The sequence below is a fragment of the Alteribacter populi genome (assembly GCF_002352765.1).
Lineage (GTDB): Bacteria > Bacillota > Bacilli > Bacillales > Salisediminibacteriaceae > Alteribacter > Alteribacter populi.
Window position 1 is genome coordinate 2,372,327 of record NZ_KZ293963.1, and the last position, 13,411, is coordinate 2,385,737.

Below are 13,411 nucleotides of genomic sequence, written 5' to 3' on the forward strand. Positions count from 1 at the left end.
AGCATTTTTTCCTTCCAATCGATCGAACTTGTCAAAGCAATGATGGAAATTGTAAAAGGTAATTAAGTGGAATTAAAGTGCCTGACCCGCACAGCTTTAAAGTGATAAAGAATAAAAAGTCAACATTAAAGCTATTGGCAGGTTGCCAATAGCTTTCTTATTATAGTTTTATTAAGTTAGTCTGATATATTTGACTCAGCGCTTTTACCTACTCTACTTTGTTTAATAAATCCATTGCCTCACTTGAACTTTCAACTGTTAGTAACTGCTCTCTAAAAGATTCATCCATTAGCTTTCTGGAGAGCATTTGGAGGATTTTCAAATGTTCATCCCCGGCGCTTTTTTCAGGAACGGCAATCATAAAAATTAGCTTGGCATCTTCTCCGTCCATGCTTTCCCAATTTACTCCGTCTTTTTTGATGCCAAAAACGACTTTCGGCTCAAGGACTGCGTTAGACTTTCCATGGGGAATCGCAATTGTGAAACCAATTCCAGTCGATCCTTCTTTTTCACGTTTTAAAATCGCTTTTTTAAACTTTCGCTTTGACTTCAGCGCACCGTTATCATCTAGCTTTGTAATTAACTCATCCAGGATATCTTCCTTCGTATTCCCGCTTAACTGAATATCAATTAATTGTTCGCTCGTTAAATCTGTTAATTTCATCGAAAGCAACTCCTCTCAAGCTATTGTACATTTTTCTTTAAAGCATTCGCTGTTAACGCAGTGACAAATGACCCAATGATAATAGCTACAAAAAACATCACCACTCCATTGACGGCACCAAATGCGGCGACAACCGGTCCTCCGTGCGGCACATTGTTACCAACGCCTGCAATCATTGCAATAACCGCACCTACGATAGCTCCTGCCATGTTAGCTGGAATGACTCTTAATGGATCTTTCGCAGCGAAAGGAATGGCACCTTCAGATATCCCAACGGTCCCCATCGCTAATGCCGCTTTACCTACTTCTCTCTCAGGCCCTTCGTATTTTCTCTTTGCGAGTAACGTAGCTAGTCCCATTCCAAGCGGAGGGATACAGATCGCGACTGCAATTGGACCCATAATTCCAATATTTCCTTCTACAACCATAGCGGCTCCGAACAGGAAGGCTACCTTGTTTACCGGTCCTCCCATGTCAAAGGAAATCATCGCACCTAAGATAATCGCAAGTAAAATGGAGCTTGCACCTTGCATGCTAGATAACCAATCTGTCAAACCGTTAAAAATTCCGGCAACTGGTGCCCCAATAATGAGAATAAAGCTTGCCGCTACAACGATTGAAGCTAGTAAAGGAATTATCAAAATCGGCATAATGGGTTGAATAACCGCAGGAACCTTCCATGACTTGATCCATTTGGAAATGTAACCTGCTAAGAAACCAGCAATAATTCCACCTAAAAAGCCAGCATCTGCTTCTGGGCTCCCGTAAAAACTGCCGTTTGCTGCTATAAAACCACCGATCATACCAGGAGCTAGTCCAGGACGATCTGCAATACTCATGGCAATAAAGCCGGCTAAGATCGGAACCATAAACATAAACGCAGCGTCACCTACGTCTAAAATAGCTTCCCAAATCGAGCCTTCTTCCACTTGCAAACCTGTTTCAGTTGCTGTTCCACCAATCGCAAGAGCTAAAGCGATCAATAGCCCACCAACGACTACGAATGGAATCATGTAGGATACACCATTCATTAAGTGTCTGTAGATTGGGTTTTGCTTTTGTTTACTCTCTGTTTTATGCTCATCAACCGATTTTATTTCTCCTGAAAATACATCTGCTTTACCATCAAGTATTTTCTGTATCAATTCTTCTGGCTTTCTAATTCCTTCTTGTACACCGACTTCAACCAGTGACATACCGCTAAATCTCGATTTATCCACCGTTTTATCGGCAGCGATGATAATACCATCGGCGCTTTTAATATCTTTTTCTGTAAGTTCGTTTTCCACACCGATCGAGCCTTGTGTTTCTACCTTCATTTCTACACCCAATTTATCAGCTGCTTTTTGGATGTTTTCAGCAGCCATATACGTATGGGCGATACCATTTGGACATGAAGTAATAGCGATGATTTTTTTCATGTATGTTACCCCCTTGTTGTTATATCAACACTATACATTGAAAACGCTTACGATAATGTTTGAATTTTTACCGTTACTTACGGCAAAACATTTTTTATATAGTAAGGGGTTTTAAAGCAGTCCTAAAAAGTCTTCAACTTTAATTTGATTTGCTAGCTTTTCAACTAAGGAAGTATTTTCTGTTAGGTTCGAAAATTCATGAAACAGCTTTTTTGTCTTTTGACTATCAGAAAGTTTATTTGCTAAAACAAAAACAACGGAAACCTGTTCATTTTCCCACTGAATCGGTTCCTCTAAAGTGACTACTGCGATGGTTGGTGTGATCACGAGGTCAGGGTCTCCATGAGGTATTGCTACTCCACCGCCTATAAACGTAGACGATGTTTTTTCTCGTTGCAAGGTACTTTTAATATAACTTTTTTTTACTATTCCTCGTTTATATAGTTTTTGCGTAATCGTTTTAATTAGCTCCTCACGCTCATTTATTTCATAGTGAAGAAATATAAGCTCCTCGTTTAAGAAACTCTTTAAGCAAGGGAAGCTTGTTCGATCATCAAGGTTTTTTATAAAGTATTCGATTTTCGTCTGTTCGTGATCAAAAAGCAAAGGTGAAATTTCAATGTGTGGTGTCTCGGTAAGGAGAGGTACCGTTGAGATAATAAAATCGACCTCCTGTTGTTGTTCATAGCTTTTCAACCGAGAAGCTGGTACACACCCCACAATCTCCAAAGAATGAAATTTCCTCTCTATTTTTGTTTTGAGTAATTGAGACATTCCAATGCCCATGGAACAAACGATTAATGCTTTTTTGTTTTCACCACTTAACTGCTGAATCCTCTCTAGTGATGATTGAAAATGTAGTGTTAAATACCCTATTTCATCTTCAGGTATTTGAGACACTCGTGATTCACTTAAGTCAGGAAAAATCGAATAAATGACTTGAAACATATAAGGATACATCTTCTTTATGTCATCAAGCATTGGGTTTGATATAAACAATTGATAATCGATACGATTAAACGTAGCCTGAAGATGAATTTTCAAGCCGGAACTAAGTTGTTTGTCACTTTGAAAATCCAAATTAGTAACGCGGGAGACCTTTGAAATTAGTTCATCGACAAAGGATGAAACGTTACTTCCATACTCAAGCCCCTCTTCTTTTGTTACACCACCGGAAGGTCGTTCATATTTTCCCCCTAAAATTCGTTGGGCAATATACGCCACTTCATTTTCAGGGAATTTTAACGAAAAAATTGGCTCCAGAGTGTCCATCAATTTCTTAGCAAGAATAAATTCTTTTTTATTTTTTAACGACTTTATTTCTTCCTCTGTCATAGGTAAGGGGTTCTTCTGCTTCAAACGTTTAATCGCAATTAACACGTGAATGACTAGGTTTTTTAAAGAGCGATCAGATAAAGAGAGTGGCAATGATTTGTCAAGTGCTTTAACATAGTGCTCGACCGTTGTCCATTCATGATTTTCAAACATATTCGTTACTATTTCAGTCTCCTTACCGGAATTTTCAATATAGCTAAGTAAGGCGGACCGCTTGTTTCGCTCATTACCTTCAACAAGAATACCTACCTTTTGTTTGGCAGTCATTTTAAGGTGAAAGGTTTTTAAAAACTCTTCAATTTGATTAAGATCTCTTTTGATTACGTTTTTATTTACAAAAAAACGTTTAGCTAACTCCTGAATAGTTAAGTTATTTTCCTTATTTAAAATACATTGTAGAATCTCAAACATTCTAGTTTCATCAGGCAGCTTATTTATGTTCACCGCATAAAGGGCGTTAACTAATCGTTTTTGTTCTTCATGATCGACCTCTAAAAGAACACCTTTACTACGCTTCCTAACTAACTTGGCACTTGATTGCTTATTTAACCAATGATCGATTTCTTTAAAATCAGTGCGAATCGTCTTTTCGGAACAAGAGATTTTATCGGCTATTTCCCGTACGAGTAAATGCTGGTTTGGATCTAGGAGAAATAGCCTTAGTATCGACTTTTGTCTGTCATTCATCCTTCTAGCCTCCATTCCTAGTACTATTCTACAAAAATAATCCCAACTGCACAAAAAGGAGGTGCCTGACCCCCGCCACTGTACCGCGGTACAGTGGTGGGGGTCAGGCACCTAAAGTTCCTCATTTTTCATTCTTTGTAGGAGTGGGCTTTTCGATTTGTGGTTGTCTTCTTTTGCTTTTCGACTGATTTCATTTGCGGATATTTGAGCGGTTTTGATGATTTCTTTTTCATCTACTGTTGTAATTTCTCTATTTTTCATAATAAATCTTCCGTCGATCATGACTGATTCTACTTCATTGCCTTTTGCAGAATACACAAGGTTTGGTACGATGTTACGAATCGGTTCAGTAATAACTGGGGATAGGCTTGGTTCTTGTAAATTGACAAGGAGTAAGTCTGCTTTTTTTCCCGTCTTAAGTGAGCCGACTTCATGGTCTAACCCTATCGCTTTCGCTGATTCAATGGTTGCTAGACGGAGGGCTAAGTGAGCTGGAAAAACTGCAGGATCCTGTCTTTTGACTTTATTTAAAATCGAAACGAACTTCATTTCATTAAACATGTTATTGCAATTATTGCCTGGCGCTTGATCAGAGCCTAGTGCTGCCGTTCCTCCTGCCTCAATAAACTCCTGTATCGGTGGAACAATCCCGTCAATGATCCCAATACTTCCTGAACAATTGATCATTGCCGCTCCGCTTTTTGCGACCGACTCTGTTTCTACTTTCGTAGCCTCAGTCAAATGAACAGCGAGTAACCTGCCATTTAAGTAACCGATTTCTTCTAAAAAGGCAATGCTTCGTTTTCCATATCGTTTAATCATTTGGTCAATTTCACGATCACCTTGGGCTACATGCATGTGCAGTTTTGTATCGTATTTTTCTGCTAACGCTTTCATTTCTTTCAGTAATTCTACACTCATCATATCCGGACCGTGGGGGCCAAGCATGCATGTAATTCGGCCAGCTTCTTTTTCATGCCATTCTTCTAGTAGTTTGATATTATTTTGTAATTTCCTTTCACCAATATTTGCGTGAAAAGGGTAAAGTTCTCCGACAGGGATATCCCCGATATCATGAGGAATTTCGTTAACGAGCTCTGCGATCCTCGCCCGCGCTCCAACCTTCACATAGTTGTTAACGATCTCGTTCATATGTGAATCATAATCGCAAAACGTCGTGGTTCCTGCTTTAATTCCCTCTACAATGTTCATCATTGAACCATTCACATGATCTTCTGCTGTGACATGTTTCATAAACGGCCACAATCCTTCTTGCATCCAATTGCCAATGTCTTGAGAAACGCCGCGGAGAATCCCTAAGCCCGTATGGATATGAGCATCAATGAGTCCGGGCATAATGAGCTTATTTTGTGCATCAATAATTTCTTCAGCAGAAAATTGCTGAACAATTTCATCTGTACGACCTACTCCTGCAATCGTATTTCCTTTAACGGCGATCGCGCCATCTTCAATCATACCAACGCCGGTCCCCTCCATCGTCATGACAAAAGCGTTCTTGATAATCAAGTTAACTTTCATTATACAGCACCTCCCTTTCTATTATATTATTTCATATACTTCCTCCCCTTCCAACAAAAAGGAGAAATCTAAGCATATGAAGCTATTGCAAGAAAAGTGCCTGACCCCCACCGCTGTACCACTGTAATGACCTAAATAATCACAACATCGATTCAACTCATACCCATAATCGGGTAGGATGAGGAGTGGTAACTCCCCCTGTACCTCCCACCATAGGGCCGGCTGATAATCTATTGTAATAACTCCGACTTACCACACTCCATCATCGGTCATTTAGCTTTGGCATAGTGATGGAGGATTGAGCTACTGGCGATTCGCCAGTAACCCTTTTATTCTTTGGTTAGAAGATTACTGAAAATCGGCACGTAATTTTTCGAATTGACGCCGATATTGCCAAAAAAAGTGCCTCCCCTCTCACTACTGTAAAACTTTACAGTAGTGGGGGTCAGGCACCAAAAATGTCACCAAATACTTTTTATTAATTATTTGGTCTTCCGATACTTGGGCTGTCTGTAGGAATCTCATTATCGTAAAAAGCTGGATCTACTTCAAAAACTTCGCCATTAGCGAGTCCTAGTAATGTTTCGTAGAGTCCGATGTAGCTTTGTTTAATGAGCATTCCGCTTGATTTTTGGCCGGTATGACCATTTGGGTGTTGTTGTCCGCGTGTTTCATAAAGCATGATTGCTGCATCGTTCATGGAATAGCTTCCGAGCGCTGTTCCAGGTAGGTTAACATCGGGGTATCTGGACACCGCTCCAAATGGTGAATTTCCTTTTTGCAATGCTTGATACACGTAACTGTTCACTTGCTTAGAGAGTTCTAGTGATTCTTCGCTCACTTGATAGTCTTGTCCGTCATAACTTACCACATTATCTTCGTCAACGACTTGTGCAATTAGTTGTAGTGTGTTTAATCTGTCATCGTCCTCTGATACTGTGTTGCTATAGCGGTGGTGGTGATCAATAAAGAGGTCTGGCTGGAGTTCCTCAAACACGTCTCTTGACGCTCTTGCTTCTGGTGACACGAAAAATCCTGGCTCTGAACCGACCCCTGGTAACAGGTCAGTGTTTTCTTCGTTTAATTCAAAAGAAAGGTCTGGGTGGAAATCACGGTTTACATCATAGCCTAGTTCACCGCTAGCCCAATCCGTTCCATGATACCAAGGAGCCGGTGCATCAGCAGAAAGCCCCCACTCTTCAGGTGTCCATTCTTGGAAGTTTCTACGCTGTTTCGCTTGTCCTTCTTCTCTTTCAATAATTTGAGCACCATCCGGGTTTAACATCGGTACGATCCATACAGTGACATTATCAAGGATTGTTCTAATATCCTGGTTGTTACTCGTGGCAAGTTGTTGGATGAGGTCGATCGCTGCCTCCGTTCCCCCTTGCTCATCACCGTGAATTTGCGTTTGGAGGAACACTTTAGGGTTATCCGTATCTGCTTCACCAAATTTCGCAACATAAATCGGGTATTCGTCCCGTGCGGAGTGTCCGACTACCTCTAACTCCATACGCCCCTCTCGTGCACGGTCCTCAATTTGCTCGAGTTTCTTATGTAAATCCTCAGGGTCCATAAACCTTTCAAGCTTTGTTTCCTGTCCCGGCTGAATCCAAGGTCCGTTAGGTTTTGATTGTGATTCCGCAAATGCCGGCATTGCAGTCGTAAAGAATAATGCCATAACCATTACAAGGTACAACAATTTTTTCATAAAAGAAGCCTCCCTTTTCAGTAAGTATGGCTTAATCTTACGCATTCCGAAATATCTACGTCAAGAAAATTCAGAAAAATGTGATATTATGTCTAATGATTGTCGAAAAACGCCTTTATTTCTATTAAAAAAGGGCTAGAAAGACACTAGTCCTTTCTGCCCCAAGAGGTGATTTTCATTTGATTCTCTGACTTGTGTTTACTAGTAGAGACATTGTATTTCAACAAAAAATCAGGGTTTTTTGAACAGTAATAGCCCACTTTTCTACCCAACCCTACTTTTTTCTACATAAAATCGAACTTTTCTACACACAACCAAAAACCTATTCAACTTCCTCAAGCCACAGCACACTCGTCACCCCGCGCGGATAATACTTACTTCCTGCAATCTTACCGGAAATAATTTGATCACTCCAACTCCATACGGATAATGTCGGATGAGTTAGCCAAGCTACATGGGCTGCATCGGCTTTTTCTCCCTGCTCATCCCATTCCCATCCAAGAATCTCTCGGGCAATGAATTGACTTAAATAGATTTTACTTAACCATGAGTTATCACTAGTTGATGAGATCTTCCAGCCGCCATCCTCAAACAGACAGACACCTTCTTTGAGAACGGTACTCAAATGAGTTTTCAACGTCCGAATATAGGAACCGAAACGTCCATCGGGTTGAAGAGCTTCTTCACAATTCGTGTAATATGGAAAAACAAGGCCTTCAATTGCTGGAATTATTTTAGAATCATTTCCTTCTCCGATTACTGCTGGGATGTACCCGTCTTCTGTCACATTCGCAACAATCGTGTCGGCGCATTTTTCAGCTTGCTCTCCAGCAACTTTCGAGCGATCTGCCATCTCATAGTCAGCAAACAACTTTTCAAGTGCTACATAAGTGGCCCAGCACTTCCCTGCCAAGTATATATTATTTCTCGCTTGACCAAGTGAAACATCCAAGCTGTCATAGGTGGTAATCTCGGCGCCACCCATTACGCGAGTAGAATCAAGCCCCATGACTCCGTTACGCTTACCAGCTTCCGGATGATCACGGTTAAGCATACTTTCAAAACAATGTTCAAATATATCCAAATTTGCCTTAAACCATTTCTGATCATTCGTTTGCTCAACATAAACAGCCGCGCATAACACCCAATTGACGAGCTGTTCGTGCGTCATATGAGAGAAGCATCCGTCTAGTCCATACAGTTCATAAGAAGAATAGCCGGGACGGGAAATCGTGTTTGAAACGCCCATGTCATGGGTAAAGCTAATGCCGCCTGGAAATACTTTTTTTTCTCCAGGAAAGCGGACATGGTCCTCGTAACTAAATCGTTTAACAAACATGTCCAACTCGTTTTTTACGGTCCAAGGATTCATCTTTATTTCGAAAAATAACTGATCGACTGTTAAATCAAACGTGTTCATCATCCGATATTCGCCTTCGTTGATTACCCAAAAAGGCTCACCATCGACATCAAGGAATTGCGATGACCCGTAATAACTGCGAATGGAGTGTGCGAGCATAAACTTTTGGTCCTCCGAAAGTCCTTTTCTCTCCACCATTTGATTGGCTCTTCCAGCTCGCTCAGTGATCGCTTCAAAGTTTTCTAGGGTAAAGGCTGCAACATCTTCAATGTTTGAGAAGTACCTTGTGTAATAATAAGAAGCGTCAAGCCCAGCTGTCACATAACCTCCGCGGTAAAAACTAATTGTAAATCGATACGTTTTTTTCGTACGAGCAGGAACGTCCATCACAAGAGCGCCAATTGGTCCCAAGCCAAACGTCCAGTTTTCTTCAAAAGGCGTCGTTAAAATGTTTTCCATACTAAAGTGCAGCGCAGATTTTACATCTGGATGATCCGAGGCAATCGCAGTCAATCGTCCTTGACCAACACCCGTTAGCCCGTCACACGTATCATCAAGTCTACGCATCGAACTATACGGATCACTTCCTTCATACCCAAAAAATGCCCGTCTACTTCGGTTACTTTTCGTGTTATCGATTGTCAATTCAGCAACAACCGAAGGTACGACCGTAAGCTTCATGTCATCGTCACTAGCTGAAGCAGGATCTGGCACCGAACTCGTTTGAGAATAAATCGTAAACTCGAGATCCCCCGCACACCAACGATCCGTGCCTAACTGAAAGTCACGTGTGACCTCATCTTTCGCAAACGGCTGGATAATCTTTGGTTTGTCAGGGTCCGGATCAGGATTTTCGATATCATACCGCTTACTTTCGTCTTCATCATCGGCTGATGCGAAAAATGGAAGCGCGTCGTACATTTCCCCTTGCTCAGCGGATTCTAACCCAATATAGACATTCTTCTTTGGAGAGCGCCCCAACTCCAAATCGAGTCCCCCGCCACTTCCCGGAAATCCGAGCGTAAAGCTTGAAAACGCTCCAATTGGTGAATGATGTGCATTGAAAAACTGATTTTTCCCCATGAAATCGCCTACTTTCTTATATGTTTACCCCTTAACCGACCCAGAGGTAATTCCCTCGACAATACGGTTACTCAAAATAAAGAATACAATTAAGATTGGTATAATACTGATCATAAGCGTAGCTCCGATCGCTCCCCAATCCGTTGAATACTGTCCAATAAAATTTTGAATTCCAACCGTGAGCGTTTTATATTTATCAGAACTAATGAACGTATTGACAAAAACAAACTCATTCCAGTTGTAAATCATATTAATAATCGCTGTCGTTGCAAGTACCGGAGCCGTCATCGGCAAGATGATTTGGAAAAACATCCGGTGAATCGAACATCCATCCATAATCGCCGCTTCCTCTACTTCTCGAGGCAATGTGTAGTAGAAACCGAGTAAAATCATGATTGTAATCGGCAAATTAAACGCTGTATAAGTCAAGATGATCGACAGCGGGTGGTCCATTAAATTGACATTTAAAAAGAAATTAAAGAGCGGGATTAATGTAGAGTGCACGGGAATCATCAACCCGACCATAAATAAACCGAGTACAAGCTTATTAAATCGCCACTTCATTCGGGTAATCGCAAACGTTACGAAGCTTGCAAGTAAAACAGTCAGGATAACAGCAGAACCAGTAACGAACACACTATTGAAAAAATATTGACCGATATTTCCTTCCGTCCACACCTTCACGTAATTTTCCCACTTCGGTTCTGTCGGTAAAGCTAACGGCGGTAAATTAAAAACTTCCTGGTTATTTTTTAGTGAAAAAAACAACAACCAGATCAATGGAAGAATTTGCACGACAGCTACTATTAGTAAAAACATATAGAGAATCCCTTTCGCCAGTCTTGATAACAATGGCTTACCGGGGGAAGTTCGCACTGGTTTCCCACTTGGCACGATCGTTTTTTGTTGTTCTAATCCTTTTTCCATCACGAGACCTCCCGCTTATTAATATTGAACTTCATCTTCTTTAGAGGCTGTTACTTTGCGGATGAGCCATGTAACAACTAAACAAATGACAAGTAAAAAGAAGCCGATTGCGCTTCCATACCCAAAGTCATTTGTACTGAAAGCTTGCTTGTACATGTAAGAAGCCATCACTTCGCTCGCACCGTTGGGCCCGCCCTCGGTCATAACATAAATTAAATCAAAATACTTTAGTGACCCGACAACCGCTAACACAATGGTCACTTTAATCACCCCTGAAATAAGCGGAAGTTTAATCTTATAGGCAATTTGCCAAGGGTTAGCCCCGTCAATTCTCGCTGCCTCTACTAATTCATTTGGAATATTTTTAAGTGCTGCATAATAAATCAAAATATAAAAACCTGCGTACTGCCAAATGATCGGGATAATGATCGCAAATAACACAATCGATGAGTCCGCAAGCCATAACGGCGGGTTTTCAATTCCGATCGCTGTGAGGAAACGGTTCATCACTCCACTCGATGGATGATAGATTCTCATCCAGAGCTGCGCGATTGCAACTGACGATAGCAGCATTGGAATTAAATAGATTTTCCGAAATAAATTCGCACCTTTAATATTTCCAGCCAATATCACTGAAACAAGCAAGTAAGCTCCTAAACTCAACACAGAGAAAACGGCTAGCAATAATGAATGATAAGCACTTCTCCAAAACATTGAATCCGAAAGTAACGCGATATAATTGCTTAACCCGATAAATTCCATTTCCCCGATGCCGTCCCAATTCATTAAACCGTAATACCCAGTTAACACAATCGGGACATAAACGAGGATTAACAGTAAAAGGAATGCTGGCAGAACGTACAGTGCGATGACTTTTTTGTCCGACATGACACGATCCATTCGATATCTCTCCCTTCAGTAACTAGTAATAAGAACAGTGAGTAGCGGTCTTTTATTAAGGCTCTTTTCGCATAGATTGTTGTTATTTATTGATAAATCGAAGGAGCGAAGGGCGGCGACTCTTGCGGGAAAAGAAACAATGGTCTTCTTGCGACGAGGAACCGCAGGAGCAGAGGTTTCCGAACGAGGACGCTGAAGCGTTGCCCCCAGCAAAGAAGACATTGTGAATCCGAATCAAGTGAAGGAAGAACTAATGTCGCACTTATGCCCTAGGGTGAAAGCGTCCGCCAGTAGCGGACTCGAGCGACAATTTTACCAAAAAGCAACAATCTTTTAGAAAACATCCTTGAGATGAGCGGCGTGAAGATAGCTGTCCGCTCTATCCTTTCTTACTTCACAAGAAAGGGCATATCAGATAAGCAGATATGCCCTTTCCTAACCTGAATCTATTCTTCTTCTGCTAAAGCTTCTTCATGTGCTTTGGCAAAGTCTTCAGGTGAAATTTCATTACCGAACAGCGTTTGAATCATATCTAAATGCGTATCCGCCACACCGGCACTCATTTGTACATCTGCAAACAGCGTAATGTTTGTTGCATTGTTTAATTCATCTAACACTTCAATGTAAAGGTCTGGTAAATCAACGGCATCTGTATCTACCTGTGTTCCAGGAATCACGCCAGCGTCTTCAACAGACTGCTCTCCCCAGCGCTCGACAAAGTACTTCACAAAATCCTTTGCTTCATCTTTCACATCTGAATTTTCAGCAACAAATAATCCGACACCCGGTCCACCAACCCAGCTATTGATGTCTCCTTGTCCGCCTTCAATCGTAGGAAACTTCATAATCCCGACACTGTCTCTAAATTCTTGAGGTACGTCTTCATTCGTTGTAAAGTTCGGTAAATCCCAAGAGCCTACAAGGTACATCGCCGCATTTCCATTCATGAACTCTGATTTTGCTTCTTGGTCAGACAACCCGTTGTAACCCCTAACAAAGGCGTCCATATCCACTAAGTTTTGAACCTCCTCTGCTGCATCGATTAAACTTTGATCTTCAAATGAGCCACTACGATCGATCGCGGAATTAAGTACTTCCTCGCCCCCAAATCGATCTGCAAAGTACATATACCATAACGACCCAGTCCAACGATCCCTGTTTCCAAGTGCAATAGGCGTTACATCATTTTCAACAAGTGTCGAAATGACCTCTTGAAATTCGTCGTACGTTTCTGGAACTTCGACACCATTTTCTTCAAAGATCGCTTTATTATAATAAATCGGTGCGATATTTAATTCCAAAGGCAATGCATACGTTGTATCGTCCATTTCGTACGCTTCTCGTGTTCCGGCTACAAAGGATTCGTTTAAGCCATCCTCTACAACATCATCTAGCGGTGCAAAGAGATTTCCGTTCACATAAGGCTCCATAAACCCTGCTGGCCACGTCATTCCTACATCCGGTAGTTGATTGGAAGAGGAGATAACTTGGAGCTTGTTTTTGTATTGTTCATTCTCTAATACTTCCAACTCTACCGTGACGTGAGGATGCATCTCTTCAAATTCATCAATAATTTCACTAACAATTCGGTTATGGTCTGCAGAACTACCCGCCGGCCATAAATGCATAAAATCAATCGTCACGTCTTCCTGTCCGTTATCACTTCCACTTTCCCCAGATGCGGAGTCTGAATCACCATCACCACACCCTGCTAAAGCTACAACGGACACTAAGGCAAGTGAAGCGAATAATGTATGCGCTTTCTTGAACAAATGGACAACCCC

The 13,411-nt window shown here is 41.4% G+C and carries 7 protein-coding genes and 1 pseudogene; all 8 read right to left on the reverse strand.

Going from position 1 to position 13,411, the window contains the following annotated elements; all coding sequences use genetic code 11:
• Positions 1-208 precede the first annotated feature (208 nt).
• A pseudogene (locus tag CDZ94_RS11450) lies at positions 209-2,085 on the reverse strand (fructose-specific PTS transporter subunit EIIC).
• Positions 2,086-2,196: 111 nt separating this feature from the next.
• Positions 2,197-4,107 carry a BglG family transcription antiterminator gene (locus CDZ94_RS11455; RefSeq protein ID WP_198546716.1) on the reverse strand — a complete coding sequence of 637 codons (1,911 nt, stop codon included), beginning with the start codon at positions 4,105-4,107 and terminating at the stop codon, positions 2,197-2,199.
• A 111-nt stretch (positions 4,108-4,218) separates the two neighbouring features.
• The gene (locus CDZ94_RS11460; protein WP_096437159.1) at positions 4,219-5,646 is read right to left on the reverse strand and encodes an amidohydrolase family protein; all 1,428 of its coding nucleotides are present in this window, start codon (positions 5,644-5,646) and stop codon (positions 4,219-4,221) included.
• 478 nt (positions 5,647-6,124) lie between these two features.
• Positions 6,125-7,357, reverse strand: coding sequence for a M14 family zinc carboxypeptidase (locus CDZ94_RS11465; RefSeq protein WP_157911749.1), 1,233 nt, complete (start codon positions 7,355-7,357; stop codon positions 6,125-6,127).
• Between the two features lie 322 nt (positions 7,358-7,679).
• Positions 7,680-9,800 carry a glycoside hydrolase family 52 protein gene (locus CDZ94_RS11470; protein ID WP_096437163.1) on the reverse strand — a complete coding sequence of 707 codons (2,121 nt, stop codon included), beginning with the start codon at positions 9,798-9,800 and terminating at the stop codon, positions 7,680-7,682.
• 24 nt (positions 9,801-9,824) lie between these two features.
• Positions 9,825-10,619 carry a carbohydrate ABC transporter permease gene (locus tag CDZ94_RS11475; protein WP_232735859.1) on the reverse strand — a complete coding sequence of 265 codons (795 nt, stop codon included), beginning with the start codon at positions 10,617-10,619 and terminating at the stop codon, positions 9,825-9,827.
• A gap of 126 nt (positions 10,620-10,745) precedes the next feature.
• On the reverse strand, positions 10,746-11,627 hold the full coding sequence (locus CDZ94_RS11480; protein WP_096437167.1) for a carbohydrate ABC transporter permease: 882 nt from the start codon (positions 11,625-11,627) through the stop codon (positions 10,746-10,748).
• Positions 11,628-12,073: 446 nt separating this feature from the next.
• Complete coding sequence (locus CDZ94_RS11485) at positions 12,074-13,399, reverse strand: extracellular solute-binding protein (RefSeq protein ID WP_096437169.1); 1,326 nt, start codon at positions 13,397-13,399, stop codon at positions 12,074-12,076.
• Between the last annotated feature and the right edge of the window lie 12 nt (positions 13,400-13,411).

What these genes read in the sequence shown, in the direction of transcription:
- CDZ94_RS11455 (WP_198546716.1), bottom strand. Translation starts at nt 4,107, where the DNA reads ATGAATGACAGACAAAAGTCGATACTAAGGCTATTTCTCCTAGATCCA.
- CDZ94_RS11460 (WP_096437159.1), bottom strand. Translation starts at nt 5,646, where the DNA reads ATGAAAGTTAACTTGATTATCAAGAACGCTTTTGTCATGACGATGGAG.
- CDZ94_RS11465 (WP_157911749.1), bottom strand. Translation starts at nt 7,357, where the DNA reads ATGAAAAAATTGTTGTACCTTGTAATGGTTATGGCATTATTCTTTACG.
- CDZ94_RS11470 (WP_096437163.1), bottom strand. Translation starts at nt 9,800, where the DNA reads ATGGGGAAAAATCAGTTTTTCAATGCACATCATTCACCAATTGGAGCG.
- CDZ94_RS11475 (WP_232735859.1), bottom strand. Translation starts at nt 10,619, where the DNA reads ATGTTTTTACTAATAGTAGCTGTCGTGCAAATTCTTCCATTGATCTGG.
- CDZ94_RS11480 (WP_096437167.1), bottom strand. Translation starts at nt 11,627, where the DNA reads ATGGATCGTGTCATGTCGGACAAAAAAGTCATCGCACTGTACGTTCTG.